The organism is Hyphobacterium indicum (assembly GCF_003129605.1).
Classification (GTDB): Bacteria; Pseudomonadota; Alphaproteobacteria; order Caulobacterales; family Maricaulaceae; genus Hyphobacterium; species Hyphobacterium indicum.
In genome coordinates this window covers 634046-650456 of sequence record NZ_QBDX01000001.1, presented here as the reverse complement: position 1 = coordinate 650456, position 16411 = coordinate 634046, and the positions used below count along the sequence as shown (strand labels likewise).

Annotated in this window: 15 protein-coding genes and 1 tRNA gene; 9 read left to right on the top strand and 7 right to left on the bottom strand. The window is 60.4% G+C overall.

Annotation, left to right across the window (positions count from 1 at the left end; all coding sequences use genetic code 11):
• Window positions 1–3: 3 nt before the first annotated feature.
• The 5 genes from DBR16_RS03200 (at window position 4) to DBR16_RS03180 (ending at window position 8075) form a co-directional block, all read left to right on the top strand.
• Window positions 4–1713: a class I adenylate-forming enzyme family protein gene (locus DBR16_RS03200; protein WP_109259773.1), complete on the top strand. Its 1710-nt coding sequence runs from the start codon at window positions 4–6 to the stop codon at window positions 1711–1713.
• Window positions 1714–1716: 3 nt separating this feature from the next.
• The gene (locus tag DBR16_RS03195; protein ID WP_109259772.1) at window positions 1717–2778 is read left to right on the top strand and encodes an AI-2E family transporter; all 1062 of its coding nucleotides are present in this window, start codon (window positions 1717–1719) and stop codon (window positions 2776–2778) included.
• Entirely contained in the window at window positions 2775–3728 is a 954-nt protein-coding gene (locus DBR16_RS03190) for a calcium/sodium antiporter (RefSeq protein ID WP_233347547.1), read from the top strand. The genes DBR16_RS03195 and DBR16_RS03190 overlap by 4 nt, the downstream gene beginning before the upstream one ends.
• Before the next feature lie 19 nt (window positions 3729–3747).
• Window positions 3748–5907, top strand: a complete 2160-nt coding sequence (locus tag DBR16_RS03185) for an acylase (protein ID WP_161539391.1) — start codon at window positions 3748–3750, stop codon at window positions 5905–5907.
• Window positions 5908–6008: 101 nt separating this feature from the next.
• Entirely contained in the window at window positions 6009–8075 is a 2067-nt protein-coding gene (locus DBR16_RS03180) for a hypothetical protein (protein ID WP_109259770.1), read from the top strand.
• A 3-nt stretch (window positions 8076–8078) separates the two neighbouring features.
• On the opposite strand, the gene DBR16_RS03175 is transcribed toward DBR16_RS03180, so the two are convergent.
• The 3 genes from DBR16_RS03175 to DBR16_RS03165 form a co-directional block, all read right to left on the bottom strand.
• Entirely contained in the window at window positions 8079–9446 is a 1368-nt protein-coding gene (locus DBR16_RS03175; protein ID WP_109259769.1) for a M28 family metallopeptidase, read from the bottom strand.
• A gap of 95 nt (window positions 9447–9541) precedes the next feature.
• Entirely contained in the window at window positions 9542–10195 is a 654-nt protein-coding gene (locus DBR16_RS03170; RefSeq protein WP_233347545.1) for a carbonic anhydrase, read from the bottom strand.
• Between the two features lie 231 nt (window positions 10196–10426).
• Window positions 10427–10503: transfer RNA gene (locus DBR16_RS03165), tRNA-Ile, on the bottom strand.
• A 147-nt stretch (window positions 10504–10650) separates the two neighbouring features.
• Between DBR16_RS03165 and DBR16_RS03160 the strand changes: the two genes are divergently transcribed.
• Entirely contained in the window at window positions 10651–11346 is a 696-nt protein-coding gene (locus DBR16_RS03160; protein WP_109259767.1) for an SIMPL domain-containing protein, read from the top strand.
• On the opposite strand, the gene DBR16_RS03155 is transcribed toward DBR16_RS03160, so the two are convergent.
• Together DBR16_RS03155 and panD are read right to left on the bottom strand one after the other, a co-directional pair.
• Entirely contained in the window at window positions 11343–11768 is a 426-nt protein-coding gene (locus tag DBR16_RS03155) for a hypothetical protein (protein WP_109259766.1), read from the bottom strand. The genes DBR16_RS03160 and DBR16_RS03155 overlap by 4 nt on opposite strands.
• 42 nt (window positions 11769–11810) lie before the next feature.
• Window positions 11811–12176 carry an aspartate 1-decarboxylase gene (gene panD, locus DBR16_RS03150; RefSeq protein WP_109259765.1) on the bottom strand — a complete coding sequence of 122 codons (366 nt, stop codon included), beginning with the start codon at window positions 12174–12176 and terminating at the stop codon, window positions 11811–11813.
• A gap of 95 nt (window positions 12177–12271) precedes the next feature.
• Between panD and DBR16_RS03145 the strand changes: the two genes are divergently transcribed.
• Both DBR16_RS03145 and DBR16_RS03140 read left to right on the top strand, forming a co-directional pair.
• Window positions 12272–13090 (top strand): carbon-nitrogen hydrolase family protein, encoded by an 819-nt coding sequence (locus DBR16_RS03145; protein ID WP_109259764.1) that lies wholly within the window; start codon window positions 12272–12274, stop codon window positions 13088–13090.
• 115 nt (window positions 13091–13205) lie between these two features.
• Entirely contained in the window at window positions 13206–13724 is a 519-nt protein-coding gene (locus tag DBR16_RS03140) for a hypothetical protein (RefSeq protein WP_109259763.1), read from the top strand.
• Window positions 13725–13765: 41 nt separating this feature from the next.
• Here the strand turns inward: DBR16_RS03140 and DBR16_RS03135 are convergent, their stop codons facing one another.
• Both DBR16_RS03135 and DBR16_RS03130 read right to left on the bottom strand, forming a co-directional pair.
• Complete coding sequence (locus DBR16_RS03135; protein WP_109259762.1) at window positions 13766–14056, bottom strand: aspartate decarboxylase; 291 nt, start codon at window positions 14054–14056, stop codon at window positions 13766–13768.
• A 60-nt stretch (window positions 14057–14116) separates the two neighbouring features.
• Complete coding sequence (locus tag DBR16_RS03130; protein ID WP_109259761.1) at window positions 14117–14989, bottom strand: helix-turn-helix domain-containing protein; 873 nt, start codon at window positions 14987–14989, stop codon at window positions 14117–14119.
• 180 nt (window positions 14990–15169) lie between these two features.
• On the opposite strand from DBR16_RS03130, the gene DBR16_RS03125 reads away from it, so the two are divergent.
• Window positions 15170–16393 carry a hypothetical protein gene (locus tag DBR16_RS03125; protein ID WP_109259760.1) on the top strand — a complete coding sequence of 408 codons (1224 nt, stop codon included), beginning with the start codon at window positions 15170–15172 and terminating at the stop codon, window positions 16391–16393.
• Window positions 16394–16411 lie beyond the last annotated feature (18 nt).

The following is a 16411-nucleotide window of genomic DNA, read 5'->3' as shown; positions in this document are numbered from 1 at the left end:
GAAATGGGCGAACGCCTCCCCGCTCCCACACGTGACGAGATCACGCAGGCCGGCCTCAAAATCATGGCCGAAAATCCCTTCTTCGAAGTCGGTGAAGCCGAAATCCGCGGGGCGACATACCGGGTCTTCAAGAATGCGCCGAACAATACGGACGGCCTTCTTTTCATGTGTGACCTGCATGCCGACAAGACCGCCGTGGTCTCGGGTGAAGTGCGCTGGTCCTTTGCCGATCTTGCCCGCGAAAGCCGCGCTGTGGCGGCCGGTCTTGCAAAAATGGGCGTCAAGAAGGGCGACCTTGTCGCCACGGCGACGCGCAATACGCCGGAATTCATGGCGACCTATCTGGGCGTTACGCTGATCGGCGGCGTGATCGTGCCGCTCAATGGCTGGTGGACGGCGCACGAAATGGAATTCGCGCTGAAGGATTGCGGCGCGAAAATGCTCCTGGTCGATGCCGAACAGGCCCCCAAATTCCTGCCGCTCAAGGACAGGTTCGGTCTGACCCTGATTTCCGGGCATGGCGAATTTGACGGGCAGGATCACAGCTGGGCCTCTATCCGCGATGCCGGAAAGGATGAAACGCCTCCGACCCAAGTGGTCGGGCCCGATGATCTGATGTCGATCATGTACACGTCCGGTTCGACCGGCGACCCCAAGGGGGTGATGCTGACCCATCGCGGCGCTTGGTCGACCCTTCTGTCCTTCGGCTTTGTCATGTCGGCGGCCAAGGAAACGGCCAAAGGCGCAGCCATGGCCGAGGCCGCCGGTGATCTCGGCATCCTCGTGTCCGTGCCGCTCTTCCATGTGACGGGGTCACACCCGGTCTTCATGCTGTCGCTGATCCTCGGCCGGAAGATGGTGCTGATGCGGTCATGGAAGCCGGAAGAAGCGGTGCGCCTGATCAATCAGGAGAAGATCACGAATTTCGTCGGCGTGCCGACCATGTCGCACGAGCTGATGCTGGCGGCAGAAAGCATGGGCGAAACGCTGGATACGCTGACCGATCTGTCTGCCGGTGGTGCCAAGCGTCCGGCCAGCCATGTGAAGAAGCTGGCGGACAGTTTCAGGCGGGCCTATTCCTCGACCGGTTATGGCCTGTCGGAGACGAGCGCGCTGGGCACTTATAACGGTCTGGATGATTACCAGAACAATCCGGGCTCCTGCGGCCGCGCCGTACCGCCGGTGACCGATGTCCGCATTGTCGGCCCGGATGGCACTGACATGCCTACGGATGAGCCCGGCGAGGTCTGGATCAAGACGCCCGGCATCTTCGCCGGCTATCTCAACCTGCCCGAAGAAACCGCCAAAACGCTGACCCCGGATGGCTGGTTCAAGACCGGGGATGTCGGCACGATGAATGCCGAGGGGCAAGTGACCATTGTTGACCGGCTGAAAGACATGATCGTGCGGGGCGGCGAGAATGTCGCCTGCCTCGAGGTCGAGGCTGCGCTGGTGAAACATCCCCAGATTCTGGAAGCGGCCGTTTTCGCCGTGCCCGATGAAAGACTGGGGGAAGCGGTCGGCGCAGCGATCTATACAAAGCCGGGGGCCGACGTCACGCTGGACAAGCTCAATGACTTCCTCGAAGGCGATCTTGCCGCTTTCAAACGGCCCGAACATCTGTGGCATTTCAACGAGCCGCTGCCGCGCGGCGGCACCGAGAAGATCGACAAGCCCGGCTTGCGCAAGAAGCTTCTGGGCGGTAGCTCATAGGGAATGAAACTCACCCTTGATGCACGTTTTCTGGTGCTGGTGCTGCTTTTGCTGGCGCTGGCCTGGGCCTTGCGGGCTGCGGGCGATGTGCTTCTGCCCTTTCTGGTCGCGGGATTTCTGGCCGTCATTCTTGAACCCCTGACGCTGCGGATTTGCAAATGGGGGGCGCCGCGCACCCTTGCTGCTCTGGCCTCCACGCTTCTGGCCGTGCTGGTGATTGCCGGCCCGATCGTGGCGGTCACACCGATTGTCATTATTGAAGGCCGGGACCTGATCTCGCGCCTGCCGACGCTGATTGAAAATGCTCTTGAAGCGACCGATCAGCTGGCCATTGCCATGGGTCTGGATCTGCCGGATCTGACGCTGCAAGGCCTGTCTGGCGAGAATAATCCGGCGCAAGCGATTGGCAGCCGGATCGCCGGATCGGTGACCGGCGCCCTTTCCGGCCTGCTTCTGACATTTCTGACTCCGGTGGCCCTGTTCTTTTTCCTGAAAGACTGGCCGGGCATCGAAAAAACCATCGCCAGCCTTCCGCCCCGCCGCTATTCGGACGAGCTTCGGCGGATTGTCCGGGAAATCAATCTTCAACTGTCCCGCTATGTCCGGGGGCAAAGCCTGGTCATTCTTGTGCAGGCGATCTACCACGCGGCGGCGCTGGCCGTGATCGGCCTGAATTATTCTGTGGCGATCGGCATTCTGACCGGCTTGTCGGCGATTGTTCCGGTGGTCGGCAATCTGATCATGTTTTCGCTGGCGATGCTGGTTGCGATCAGCCAGTTCGATTCCATCTGGCCGATCCTCGCCGTCATTGCCGTCTATGGCGTGGCTCAGGTGCTTGAGACCGTCTGGCTGGCCCCGCGTCTGGTGGGCGGGCAGCTGAAACTGCACCCGTTGTGGATCATGGCGGGTCTGTTGATCGGTGGTGCCCTGTTCGGCTTCCTGGGTGCCCTGTTGGCGCTGCCGATGGTGGCGGTCAGCAGCGTTGTGGCCAAACATGCCCTGAAAACCTGGCGCGACAGCAAGTTCTACAAGCAGGCGGAACCGCCGAAGGTCAAAGCGGGATGATGTCTGTATTTCTGGTTCTGGCCGGGCTGGTGCTGCTCTCCTTTGGCGGGGACGGGCTGGTCCGCGGTGCGGTCGGCATCGCCACCCGGCTCAAACTCTCGCCCATGTTTGTGGGGCTGGTCCTTGTCGGTTTCGGCACCTCCATGCCCGAGCTCGCGACCAGCCTGCAGGCGCAGTTTGCCGGATCACCGGATGTGGCCATCGGCAATGTGGTGGGTTCGAACACCGCAAACATCCTTCTGATCATGGGGATCGGTGCCGTGATACGGCCCATTCTTGCCGTTCGCGAGGCCTTGCTCCGGGACGGGCTGGCGCTCGCCATTATTTCGGCCGCAGCGGTTTTCCTGCTGTTCCAGTCCCCGGTTGGCCGGGTCTGGGGGGCAGTCATGATCGCGCTATTGCTGGCCTATATCGGCCTCAGCTACATGCTCGACCGCAGACGTGGTGACAAGGCCGCGGCCCTGCATGAAGCCGAAGCGGTCAGTGCGGGCGCGCCGGAACGTTTGTGGCTTTCCATGCTGTTCTTTGCCGGCGGATTGGCCGGCGTTCTCATCGGGGCCCGCTTGCTGGTAACAGGGGCCATAGATATTGCGGAATCTTTCGAGATTTCGCAGGCCATTATCGGGTTGACGATTGTGGCGGTCGGCACCTCACTGCCGGAACTGGCAGCGACCATTGCGGCCGCAATAAAGCGTCAGGGCGATGTGGCCCTTGGAAATATCATCGGCTCGAACATATTCAACGCCGCCGGAATTCTGGGCGCGGCCGCGCTTGTCGGGCCGCTGGAAACGCCGGCACGGATTCTGGGCGAGGATGTCTGGGTCATGCTGGCGGCGACAGCGATATTGCTGGTCTTCGCCTTTACGGGTCAGCGCGTCGACCGGCGCGAGGGGGCTCTGCTGTTGGCGCTTTATGCCGGATATATTGCCTGGCTGGCCGGCTCGGTCTGAATTTCCCGGGGAGGGTTTCATGCGTTTGATCTTGTCTATCGGCGGCGGCCTGCTGGTGCTTGCCATATTTGTGCTGGCGTTTCTGGCCTGGACCCCGGCCCCGCCGCGCGTTGATGAAACAACCATCCGCGCTGCAGCCGCAGAGTATTCCGCCCGTATCATCCGCGATTCCCTCGGCGTGCCGCACATATATGGCGAGACAGATGCGGATGTGGCCTTCGGATTGGCCTGGGCCCATGCGGAGGACGATTGGGAGACGATCGAGCCCACGCTGATCGCCGCACGCGGCGAGCTGGCCCGATATGAAGGGCAATCAGCGGCCCCGACCGACTACATTGTCCAGCTCCTGCGAATCCGGGAGACGGTCGCAGAGCGATATGAAAGCGACCTGTCACCCCAAGCCCGTGCCATAGTCGAGGCCTATGCCGACGGCATGAATGCCTGGGCGCTGGACAATCCGTCCCGCATCCGCCCCGGCGTCCTGCCCATGACGGGCGAGGATGTGGTCGCCGGCTTCGTGTTGCGGACGCCCTTCATGTACGGGCTGGACGCCGACCTGGCAGAATTGTTCGAGGACGAACGCCAACGTACCATTTCCATCGGCGACAGCGACACAGCGTTCCAGATGATCGACGGTGCCAATCCGGAACTCGGATCCAATGCGTTTGCCATTGCCCCTTCCCGCTCGGAGGACGGGGCCACCCGTCTGATCATCAATTCGCACCAGCCCTTCACCGGGCCGGTCGCCTGGTACGAAATCGGCCTGCACAGCGCGGAAGGCTGGAATGCGGCCGGTGGCACCTTCCCGGGGGCACCGCTTGTCCTGCACGGTCACAATGCCGATCTGGGCTGGGCGCACACCGTGAACGCCCCTGACCTGGCCGACATCTATGTGCTCGAGATCAATCCGGACAATGAGAATCAATACCGCCTGGATGGCGAATGGATGGATTTCGAGACCGGAAACGCCGCACTCCGTGTGCGTCTGTTCGGGCCGTTTTCATGGGTGTTCAATCGCGAGCTTCTATGGTCCGCGCATGGGCCCGTCGTCCGGCGGCCGCACGGCACTTATGCCATCCGGTTTTCCGGCCATGACGAGGTGCGGGGCGTCGAACAATGGTATCGCATGAACCGGGCGTCCAGCTGGGAGGAATGGCGCGCGGCCATGGAAATGCGGGCCATCACCAGCCTCAACACTGTCTATGCCGATCGCGAAGGCAATATCGCCTATCTCTACAATGCGCGCATGCCGGTTCGGGCCGAGGGGTATGACTGGCGGGACTATCTGCCCGGCGACCGGTCCGATCTGATCTGGACAGAATACCAGCCCTTTGACGCCCTGCCGCTCCTGCTCAATCCGGCATCGGGTTTTGTGGCAAATGCCAACAATACACCCTTCCGCGCGACCGACCCGGCAGATGATCTCGACCGGGAAGACTTTTCAGCGACATTCGGGATCGAACATGAAATGACCAATCGCGGTCAGCGGCTGCTGAACCTGCTGATCAATGACCCATCGATCAGCGCGGCCGATACGCTGGAGTACAAGTTCGACCTGTCCTATGCGCCGGATTCGCCTGTCGTGCGCCTGGTCAGCCAGCTCCTGGCCATGGATCTGGACGAGGACCGCCTGCTGATCGAGGCGCAGGACGTGCTGCGGGATTGGGATTTCTCGACGAATATCGAAAACCGGTCTGCCGCGCTCGGAGTGCTCACGGCGATCAAATGTATCGAGAACCGTCACGATACGCGGCCCTTCACCTGCGAGCCGGAAGAGGCACTGCGGGCCTCCGCCGAAGACCTGATGGCCCATCACGGCCGGCTCGATCCGGAATGGGGCGAGGTCAATCGGCATGTGCGCGGCGAGGTCGATCTGCCTATCGATGGCGGGCCGGACATATTGCGCGCCATCTATTGCGGCTGCCAGGAACTGAACGAAGACGGCCGGTTCGTTGGCGTCGCCGGCGACACCTACATCATGGCCGTGGAATGGGATGCCGACGGCCATCTGGAGAGCCGGTCCATCCACCAGTTCGGCTCGGCGACGCTGGACGGGACCTCACCGCATTATGCCGATCAGGCCGATGACTTCGTGGCCATGGAATTGCGTGATTTTCCGTGGATGCAAAGCGAGGTGCTTGACGGTGCTATACGCGATTATGTTGTAGGCGGGCGTTAGCAACCGGCTGACAGGCTTCACACAAACGTGAGTTGTAGACGCCTATTGCCGTGGCCTAGCGTGAGTCTGGGGAATGCTTGGCGCGACAATAGGAGGGTGGCATGTTTCATGCTGGCCAGATTTCAGTCCGTCATTTTTTATTCCTGATCGCCCTCATTAGTGTTGTGAGTCTGATATCCGGCACCGCGACCGCTCAAACGGCCGGCAGTTGCGCCAATCAGTCTTCACGCCAGCAACTCGATTTCTGGGTGGGTAGCTGGAATATCTATTCGGAAGCCGGGGCCTTTCTGGGACGTCAGGACGTCACAGAATGGGAAGCTGGCTGCCTGATTGAAGCGGTCTGGACCGGCGTGGGCGGCGATACCGCTCAGTCCATGAATGTCTACGACCCCGGTCTTTCGGCCTGGCGGCAGCTACATATCAGCCCGACGGAAATCGCCGATCTACGCGGCAGTTTCACCAGCGGCACTATGACTTTGTCGGGAAATCTGTTCGAGCCGGAAACCCAGACTTTCGCACAACGCCGGTGGAGTGTTTCAGCCAATGGCGATGGTCGCCTGCAACAGGTTTTCGAGCGCCGCAGCACAAGCTCGGATAGCTGGGTTGTGGAACGAACCCTGACAGCACGTCCCGCCGCAAGCGACCCTGACTCACCTGCTGCGCCTTCCGCTTCTGAGTATCAACCTGGCCAACCGGGATGCTGGGGCCTTGCAGACCGAAGTGATTTTGCCTTCGCTGCTGGTGACTGGCAGGTCGGCGCTGCAAGAAACCGCCTTTCCAGCCTGCAATCAGGCTGTCTGATCCGGGAACGCTGGCAGGCGAGCGGCAATGACACCGGTGTGTCCTATAACTTTTATGACCCCTTCACGGATCAATGGCGTCAGGTCTGGATCAGCCCGTCCATTTTCATCGATATGACAGGGCAGGCATCTCCATCCAACGGCGCCATGAGCATGCTGGGCAATATTGTCTATCACAATGGCCGGACAGCTCCATTTCGTGCGTCCTGGACGCCTCAATCCGAAACAGCAATGGTCCAGTTCATGGAGGAGCAGAATGGGGGCGTCTGGAGCAGCTGGTTCAATGCGACCTATATCCGGTCAGCTGCTACGGCTCAGGCTGATGTCGCTTTTTTGGGATTGGGCGGCGGCCAGGTCAGCAGCAATCCTGCCGGGCTCAGCTGTTCCGGTGGTCCTTCAGGCTGCTCGGCAAATTTCCGTCTCGACGCGCCAGTATCTGCTTCCGGTCAGGCCGAATCCGGCTCATCCTTTGCCGGCTGGTCGGACGGTCCGTGTTTCGGACAATCTGGCACTTGCAGCTGGAATATCGGGCGGAATACCGAACTGACGGCCCGCTTTACACTGAACACCGTTCCTGACGGGCGAATTGTCGCCGCCGTCCTTCCCGGAGCCCGGTCCACCTATGTGGGTGGAAACGATGTGACCGTGTTCGCGTCTGTCGTCAGCCGTGCGTCAACGCCTGCACAAAGCTGCACGATTGCCGCGCCTGACAACGCGCCGGCAAATCTGCGGTACCGCCGGGTCGACTCAAGCAATACGGCCATTGGGCCACCCAATCCGGTCTTTGATCTTGCCGCTTCGGGATCTGCTTCGTTTGTGCTGGCGATCAGCCCATCCACGGAAACGCCAGCTGACGGATATGTATTCGCACCTGTCGTCAGTTGCGAAAATGCCCAGCTGCAGGGTGTGCCCGGTGTCAATACATTCTCATTGTCCATTGATACGGTGCCCGTCCCGGACATCCTTTCAATCTCGGCCACACCGTCTGCCGATGGCGTCATCCGGATCGCCGGCAGCGGCGGAATCAGCTTCATGTCCGCAGCAGCAGTGAATATCGGTGCAGGTGATGGCTCTGCGGGTACGGAAGAAGCGACCATAACCGTCACGGCAGATGATGGCGGCGCGAATCTACCACTCACGCTTCAGGTCTGTGAGACCGGGCCTCAGGGCGGTTGCCTGGCACCGCGATCCGCCGAGGTCACGAGCGTGTTCGGATCAGACGCGAAGTTTTTCGCCGTCTTTGCCCGTGCGCAGGCAGGATCGGCGATCAACTTCAATCCCGGCAGCGCGCGCGTGTTTCTTCGCTTTCGTGATGCCAATGGCGTTGTGAGGAGTGTGACAAGCGCCGCCGTTACCGCGCCTGAATAATGTCTACTCCCCGAAACTGCCCATTACGCCGGGGAAGACCACCGGGCTTTCAGAGCCGTCTTCTGCGACCGAGGCCACGCCGAAATAGAAATTGTCGATGACGACATTCTCCAGCGTGTATTCGGTGACATTGCCGACGAAGCGGGAATACTGCCATTGCGGCTGGTCGGTATAGCGCCAGTAGACGCGGTAACCGGCCAGATTGGCGGCGGCATCCGGATCCGGTGCTGACCAGCGCAGGGTTGTGTCCGGTGACACCGCACCTTCAATCTCGACATTGGCCGGGAAAGGCGGCGCTCCGGCCATCATGGCCAGCGCTGCGGCGTTCAGAGAGGTCAGCTTGGCCGCATAATCGAAATCCACGAATTCGATCGTGTCGCCGTAATGGCGGCCGTCTTCATTGCGCAGATCCTGGTGCTGGCGATCATAATGCTCGTGCACTTCCATGATGCGCACGCCGGGAATGCCGACCTCGTTGAACGGCCGATGGTGGCCGCCGCGGCGGAAGCGGTCGAGCCGGTAAACCAGCATGGTGTCCAGATTGGGTATGTACTGATCGGCCACGCGGTCGATCAGGCGGGCCAGATTGCGCGAGGGGCTATCCACCTCGCCACCCTGGAAACGGCGCGTGATGGCTTCTTCCGGGGTTTCTGTCGCGCGCGTGCCTTCGGAAAAGATTCGTGCGGTGGAATTGTCGATGACGCCGTCAATGCCGGCGATATTACCGATCATGTCATTGTTGAGAACGGCCTTGATGCGCCAGCCCTGCTCCAGCGCATGGGCGGCAACGATCTGGCCGCCGAACAGGCCCTGCTCCTCTCCGGACAGGGCCGCGTAGATGATGGAGCCGGCAAATTCGTGCTGCGACAACACCCGTGCAGCTTCCATAACGCCGGCGACGCCGGACGCATTGTCATTGGCCCCCGGACTGTCGGACGTGCCATCCAGCGGATCGGTGACGCGGCTGTCGATATCGCCCGCCATCATGACATAGCGGTCCGGGTCCAGCGTGCCGCGCTGGATGGCGAGGACGGAGACCACTTCAGTGGGTTCGGGGATGCGTGTTTCGCCGGAAATCGTGTCGGATACGTAGATGACTTCGAGACAACCGCCGCAATCGGCGGAGATGCGCTCGAATTCTGCAAAAATCCAGCGTCGGGCGGCACCGATGCCGCGGGTTTCACTCTCTGTTTCCGAAAGCGTGTGGCGGGTTCCAAAATCGACCAGGGTCTGAATGTCCGATCCGATACGCTCCGCCGACACATCGGCGACGACGTCGTGAATCGCCAGCACTTCCGATGGCGGTGCGGTTTGCGCCATCGCCAAGGATGATGTGGTCAGGACGGCGGCAGTGACGAGCCAGTGGCGCATACGAAAATCTCCCCGGAATGCTTCCCGGGAAGATTAGCGTGTTTACAGGCCATGGCCAGCCTGCCGCCCTGCAGTCAGGGCCGCAGGCATTGCCATTAATCGTTTTCGAGGACGAAGCGGCGATTGTGCGGCTGCACGGGACGGGCCGTGTCGCCGAACAGGCCCTGATAAGCTTCAATCTGAGCTTCCGACGCTTCCAGTGGTTCGGAGAGCACGGTCCAGGCTACGATTTCCGCGCAAGGCGGTGTCGTCAGCGAACCCGAATAGCGGTAACCGTCGAGACTGGATGGCAGGAAATTCGTGAGCTCCAGGCCTTCGACATTTCCGGTTTCACCTGCGGCGGGGATGGCATTCCACAAGGCCGCCAGCTCGGCATTTTCCTCGCCTTCCTCATAGAAGACCCCGACCACGGCAAGGTTGCCGTCTTCCGAGGCGTGCACGAAATGGACTTCCAGCGGATAGGCTTCGCCCTCCACGGTGTGCTCGCTCAGTGAATGGAAGTGAAACTGGATCAGATCATAACGCGTGCCATTGAGGATCAGCGCGCCGGCATCGGTATGCGCGGTGAAATTCAGACTGTTGCGGGTGAGCTCGACCGCATCTGCCGTCTGCCAGGCAATGGCTGGCATGATCGCCTCGGCTTCAGTCGTGCCTGTAATATCGATTGGCGATTGCTGGATACCGGCGGCGCAAACTCCGCCCCAGTTATCCGGTCCATCACTGCCGGCATAGCTATAGTCCTGCGCCATTGCAGCGCCTGCAAACAAAATGCTCGCTCCAGACAGTAAAAGCGTCCTCATCGAGAGTCTCCCTATTCCCAGTACGGTTTATGCAATTCGGAATGACTTGCACTTCTGGCGCCGGATATACGCGAGACCATAAGTCCGGCAAGACGGGATTGGGCGGCCATGCGTCCCCCTTGCGGGCGGAGATGTAATTTCCGGAATCGGGGTTATGGGAGATATTGAACGATTGAATAATGGTGGGCCCGGAGGGACTCGAACCCCCAACCTAGCGGTTATGAGCCGCCAGCTCTAACCAGTTGAGCTACAGGCCCCCGTTTCACCGGAGTGATCAGAGCAATACCGGTCCGCAAGCGATCCGCCAAGCGGTGATGACGGTGACATGAACATCTCCGCCATAATGGAGCCAAACCCCTGCTTCATGCGTTATAGTCAGATCAATCGCCAAAAAGGAGATTTCCATGCTTCGTGCTCTTATTCTTGCTTCCGCACTTATTCTGCCCGCCGCGCCCGCTCTCGCGCAGGATGATGAGCCCGGCCGGCTGTCGCTGTCGGCCACAGGCGAAGTACACATCACGCCGGATATGGCGACGGTGCAATCGGGTGTGGTCACCGAGGCGCGCAGTGCTGTTGAAGCCCTGAACGCCAATTCGGTGGCGATGAACCGTGTTTTTGCCGCGCTGGAAGACGCCGGCATCGCGCGTCAGGATATCCAGACCTCCAACCTTCAGATCAATCCGGTGTGGTCAAACTATTCCGACGGTGCAGAGCGCCGCATTACCGGCTATCAGGCCACCAATACCGTCACCGCCCGCGTCGATGAACTCGGCAGCCTCGGTGCCACAATTGATGCGCTCGTGAGCTCGGGCGCCAACCAGATCCAGGGCGTGACCTTCGGGGTGGACGATGACAGCGCGGCACGCCGCCAGGCCCGCCTGAATGCCGTGGCCGAATTGCAGGACATTGCGGAACTCTATGCCGGTGCTCTCGGGATCGAACTCGGTGGCTTGCTGGAGTTTTCCGAAAGCGGCGGGTTCCGTCCGCAACCGATGGCGAATTTTGCCCGCTTGGAAAGCATGGACTCGGCCACGCCCGTCGCCGCCGGTCAGCTGACCATTTCGGTGACCATCAACGGCGTTTATGCGATCGCGGACTAAGCGGCCTGTTCGCGGTTTTCGCGATACAATCCGGCCGCCGGAATAATCCAGGCGTGCGCCTCTTCCATTGACGGGAAGGCGCGCGCCTGGAGGGATTTTCCGGTTAACAGACGCGTCATGAAAAGGACGTGGGCGACCTGCTTTTCGTTGAAGACATAGGCAAAGGGCAGGCCGTCCGGCAGGCCATCGCCAAATGTCGCTGCGATATCGCTATATTGCTGCATGGTATGACCCAGTGTGCAGCCGGAATAATCGATAATCACGCCATTGAGGGGAGCCGTGGAAAAGCGCCGCACGAGTGTCTGCGCGTTCTCGATGCTGATCCGGTAATCATTGGATCCGTGAAGACAGGCCTGGAAAATACCCGGCGGATCAATAATGGATTTATCGACGCGGAAAGTCACTTTTGCTCCGGAAGCCATTGATTGTTCCGGACACCCTATCTGAAATGAGTCTAGATAATCTTAAGCAGCTTCAGGCGCTTCCACCGGCCGGTTGTGCTCATCAAACACGATAACTCCGGGCTGATGGCGTTCGGCCTCGGCCGCCTCCATCTCGGCATAAGCGACGACGATGATCCGGTCGCCGACCTGGGCAAGACGGGCCGCAGCACCATTGATGCCGAATTTGCGCGAGCCGCGCGGGGCCGGGATGGTGTAGGTGGTGAAGCGGGCACCATTATTGATGTTCAGCACATCGACCTGCTCATAAGGCAGGATTCCCGATGCTTCGAGAAAATCCATATCGACCGAGATCGAGCCTTCATAGTGAAGATCGGCTTCGGTCACCGCGGCACGGTGAAGCTTGGATTTCATCATTTTCAGGCGCATGGCGAACCCGGTCCGTTCAAGATGTTGCGGCGCATATAACCCATAGGGCGTCGCGGATATAGTGCTTCATCTGAATTCTGCAACGAGGATAGCCAATGACCCACCTTGCCGCGCTGCAATATGCCATGTCGCCGGATATCGGTGACAATCTGCAAACCGCCCGGCGGTTGCTCGGCGCTGCAGCGCGCGCCGGCGCGAAGCTGGCGGTATTCCCCGAGGTCCAGCTGTCTCCCTTTTTTCCGGTCCGCCGCCATGAGGATGCCGGCCACTATGCCATGACGACCGGCCATCCCGCATTTGCGGCACTGGCTGACATGGCAAAAGCCAACGGTATCGTGACCGTGGCCAATATCTATTTCGAGGACGAGGACGGCACACGCTTTGACGCCTCACCGGTCTTTGATGCCGACGGGCGGCTGCTCGGTATTTCAAAAATGGTGCATATCGCCCAGTTCGAGCATTTCTGGGAGAAGGACTATTATGCGTCCGGATCGGGCTTCGATGTCTACGACACCGCCGCGGGCAGAGTCGGCATTGTGATCTGTTACGACCGGCACTTTCCGGAGAGCTATCGCGCCTGCGCCCTGCAGGGTGCCGAGATCATTGCCACGCCGACCTGCAATCTCGCAGGCGAACCGCTGGATCTTTTTGCTTGGGAAATGCGGGTGCTGGCGCGGCAGAATTCCGTCTATTCCATACTGGCCAACCGGTGCGGAACCGAAAACGGAATTCGGTATGGAGGTCATTCCGTTATTGCGGGACCGGACGGGAGGCTGCTGGCGGAGGCGGGAGGCGATGAAGCCGTGCTGACCGCCGAATTCGATCTGAAACAGCGTGCCGCCATTGCGGCAGCTTCGGGCTGGAAGGCAGAGCTGAAGCCGTGGCTAAAACCCGGCACCGGGCAAGCTCTCTGATGAGGGATAGGCATTTTACGCAGGCGGCACCCGTCACATCCCCGTGAAGGCCATGGAAAGACCGCCAACCCTGTGCTGCTATCCCGGCACGCGTTGAACTGCAGAGGAGGCGCAGATGCCGGGTTTGATTATTGTTTCCGCCATGACGGCCGCGATACAGGTGGCAAGCCCTTTGCCACCCACCCTTCAGAACGCATACGAACCGAGCGCCGCGCATCCATTTGGCCAGCGCAATCCGGACGCGGCAGAAGCGCTGGACGACTATGAATTCATGGTCGGATATTTTGCGTGCAATGATGTGCGGACAAATCCCGGGCAAGAGCCGGTGTCGTACTCAACCGAGGTTCGCGGCCAGTATTATTTGAACGGGCACGGTTTCATCAATCATACGTATTCGCCGCGCGGGGTCGGTGTCATGACCTATTCTTGGAACCCTGATGAGAACGCCTGGGTTGTCGACTATACCGCTGCCCCTGCATTCGCCCGCTCAACCTGGCATGAAGTCGATACCGGCGTGGACGGTGAACAGGCAACCGAAACGCCAGGCGGGCAGCCCGGCGTCATGATCCGCAGCGTATTTCACGATCAATCATCCACGGGGTTTTCATGGCGCCTGGATGCGGTCACTCCATAAGGCCGTCTTACGCTTCAAACATCTGAATGTAGACGCGTTATCTAGCCTTCCCGCCACTTCTCCATCGCCGAGGAAATGGCGAAGGTCTCGCGGTATTTCGGGCTGTCGGACGGGCGCGGCGGACGATCCCGGGTCAGCTCCATGATCTCGGCCAGCTTGTTATGCGCTGCGCCCGGCTGACCGGCCCCGATATAGGCGTGCAGCTCGACCAGCGCATTGGACAACGGATCATCGGCGCGGATGACGAAGTAGGGCTCATTGTCGGCGAGATCGTCATAACAGTCATATTTGGATTTGTTGGATTTGGAACCCAGCGTGCGGTCGGTCGACATGGCAGCAGCCCTTTTCGATGCGAATCAGAGCCTGCAGTCTAGCGCGGCTGGCCGGATTGTTCAGCCCGATATGCCGGAGTCCAGAACGGGGCCGCGGGCCATGGAATTCTGGAAGAACATCCGCATCAGGCCGGGGGAGCCCTTTGCCGTGTTTTCGAGGTGCGCGCGGATATCGTCCGGCACGGACCCTTCAGGTGCCAGCGGGTTCTGCGCTGCCACCGAGGCCTCAAACAATTTCTCGTCATTGGCGGCATCACCGGTCAGATCCGAAATCCGGTGCATGATGACCGCCGAACAGGCAGGTGAACTGCCGGCATCGCGCAAGGTGCCGATTGACAGCCCGTCCAGCACCTCCGCCTTTTGCCGGGCCACGCCGTTGAAAATGCCGAACATCATGGTCACGCTGTCCTCGTCCGCCGCCATGGAGAAAAGCTGGTGTTGCAAGAGCAGCGCCCGGCCCCGGTAGCGGATGCCCTCTATACCGGACGAGAAATCGATGACACCGAGCTCATTGGAGCGGATCATTGTAATGTCGTGCAGGAAACGGCCGGGCAGATCGCTGGAAAAGCGTGTCGAGCGCCAGATCCCGTCATATGAGACCGCCCGTCTCTTTGCGCCCCGCGTGGCTTCTTCCAGCAAGGCTTCAGGCAACCAGTTGCGCATGGAAATGTCGCTGACAGGGCCATCCACGCCGAGCCGTGCCGAAAAAGCGCCGATATCGGCATCCCAGTCCAGCATCGAAAAACCGTCCACCCGCTCGGCGATAAACTGGGTGAGAAGGGAGAGATTATGCTCGGAGGGCTTTACCGCGCCGGATGCCCAGCGGCCAACCAGTGACTTGTCGACATTCAGCCCGGCCGCCAGTCCGGCCCGGCTGATCGACAGTGATTTCAGCACCATGCGGAGCTTTTCGGAGAAAGATATCGATCCCATCCAGAAATTTTGTCACGGGTTGCATTCCGATGCAACAAAGTTGCATGCAGGTGCAACCCCGGGAGCGCGTTGTTGTGCCTGCCTGCACCTTGGCGAAGGCTGCAGACCGCGTCAAAGAGCGCGCCGTTACTGCCGCGCTTTCGTTGAGGGACGAGCCGGTCCAGCTCAATGGAGAAAAATATGAGCCTGAAACATACCCTGATCGGAAGCCTTGCGCTTTCGGCCCTTTCTGCCCCGGTTATTGCTGATCAAACCGATTTCAGCTTTGCTGTGCACGATATCATCGTGACGTCAAACATACCGGCCGTGAATATCTCGGTCCGCAATATGTCAAACTCGACCGATCCGGCTGACCGTGACTTGCGGATGGTATCGGATGATCCGGAATTCCATGTGACCGGCCAAGTGTGGTGCAAATCCTTCAACCAGGGCCAGACCGGCGCGCTTCGGGCCCGCATCCTGTTCGGCAATGCCAATGTGGTTGCCGCACCCAATGGTGCTGACCTGCTTCCACTCGGCACATGGGGAGCTTCTCAGACGCAGACTTTCAATGGCAATCACACGCTGGAGAATTTTTCCATCCAGACCACGCTTGACCTGCCGTCAAGCTGGAATGGAGGACTCAATCTCGGCACCTTCAATCCCGTCGAATACGTCGAAGGCCGCCTCGATCACTATGTCGAGCAAGGGGCCGGCAGCGAAGCGGACTTCCTTCGTGTGGATGATGTGTTCGAAACGGCAATCACGCTGAACGCGGTCGGCTGGTGCAGCTATCAGAGCCAAAGCACGTCTGGCGAGTATGCGGGCCTCCGCGCCATCGAAGTACCGGTTCACATCTTCTACCATGGCGATCCGGACATCCAGGACGTCATCACCTCGGTTGGCGGGGCCAACACGCTGACCGCGCCTGTCCCGAACCGGGCACGCGGCACGTCAACGGCCCGTGGCGCCAACAGTCAACCGCCCGCCACAAGCGAGCCGCCGGCCCGTGCCCGCCCGCAGAGGGTCAGAACACCCGCGAATGATGGCGGCGGCCGGCCGCGGGCCGCATACACAGGCGGGGTCCATGTCGCGACCGGCGATGTCAATAATGACGGCCGCAAGATGGCCGATGTGTCCAAACAGGACCGGCCGGCTCCGGTGCGTCGAGGCCGCCGCGATACCGTTAATGGCCCGGCCGAGCCACAAGCGGGACTGTTACTTCCGGCGGTTCAACAAGTCCGGTCTGAACAGGACGAAACATCCGCAGACCAGGGGACGATCAACTACACCGGCCTTGAAAACCGGGCCGGCGGTATCGAGCCGGACGAGATCGATAACTCCGTGGCACAGGAAGCCGACGCCGAACCGCAGGATGCTTACATGGATACCCTGCAGGACAGCCCGCGGAGTGACGGCAACTAGCCGTTACCCTCCAGTCAG

Bases quoted from the DNA above. Each gene is read 5' to 3' on its own strand.
- DBR16_RS03200 (WP_109259773.1), top strand. From the start codon at position 4: ATGGGCGAACGCCTCCCCGCTCCCACACGTGACGAGATCACGCAGGCC.
- DBR16_RS03195 (WP_109259772.1), top strand. From the start codon at position 1,717: ATGAAACTCACCCTTGATGCACGTTTTCTGGTGCTGGTGCTGCTTTTG.
- DBR16_RS03190 (WP_233347547.1), top strand. From the start codon at position 2,775: ATGATGTCTGTATTTCTGGTTCTGGCCGGGCTGGTGCTGCTCTCCTTT.
- DBR16_RS03185 (WP_161539391.1), top strand. From the start codon at position 3,748: ATGCGTTTGATCTTGTCTATCGGCGGCGGCCTGCTGGTGCTTGCCATA.
- DBR16_RS03180 (WP_109259770.1), top strand. From the start codon at position 6,009: ATGTTTCATGCTGGCCAGATTTCAGTCCGTCATTTTTTATTCCTGATC.
- DBR16_RS03175 (WP_109259769.1), bottom strand. From the start codon at position 9,446: ATGCGCCACTGGCTCGTCACTGCCGCCGTCCTGACCACATCATCCTTG.
- DBR16_RS03170 (WP_233347545.1), bottom strand. From the start codon at position 10,195: ATGGCGCAGGACTATAGCTATGCCGGCAGTGATGGACCGGATAACTGG.
- DBR16_RS03160 (WP_109259767.1), top strand. From the start codon at position 10,651: ATGCTTCGTGCTCTTATTCTTGCTTCCGCACTTATTCTGCCCGCCGCG.
- DBR16_RS03155 (WP_109259766.1), bottom strand. From the start codon at position 11,768: ATGGCTTCCGGAGCAAAAGTGACTTTCCGCGTCGATAAATCCATTATT.
- panD (WP_109259765.1), bottom strand. From the start codon at position 12,176: ATGCGCCTGAAAATGATGAAATCCAAGCTTCACCGTGCCGCGGTGACC.
- DBR16_RS03145 (WP_109259764.1), top strand. From the start codon at position 12,272: ATGACCCACCTTGCCGCGCTGCAATATGCCATGTCGCCGGATATCGGT.
- DBR16_RS03140 (WP_109259763.1), top strand. From the start codon at position 13,206: ATGCCGGGTTTGATTATTGTTTCCGCCATGACGGCCGCGATACAGGTG.
- DBR16_RS03135 (WP_109259762.1), bottom strand. From the start codon at position 14,056: ATGTCGACCGACCGCACGCTGGGTTCCAAATCCAACAAATCCAAATAT.
- DBR16_RS03130 (WP_109259761.1), bottom strand. From the start codon at position 14,989: ATGGGATCGATATCTTTCTCCGAAAAGCTCCGCATGGTGCTGAAATCA.
- DBR16_RS03125 (WP_109259760.1), top strand. From the start codon at position 15,170: ATGAGCCTGAAACATACCCTGATCGGAAGCCTTGCGCTTTCGGCCCTT.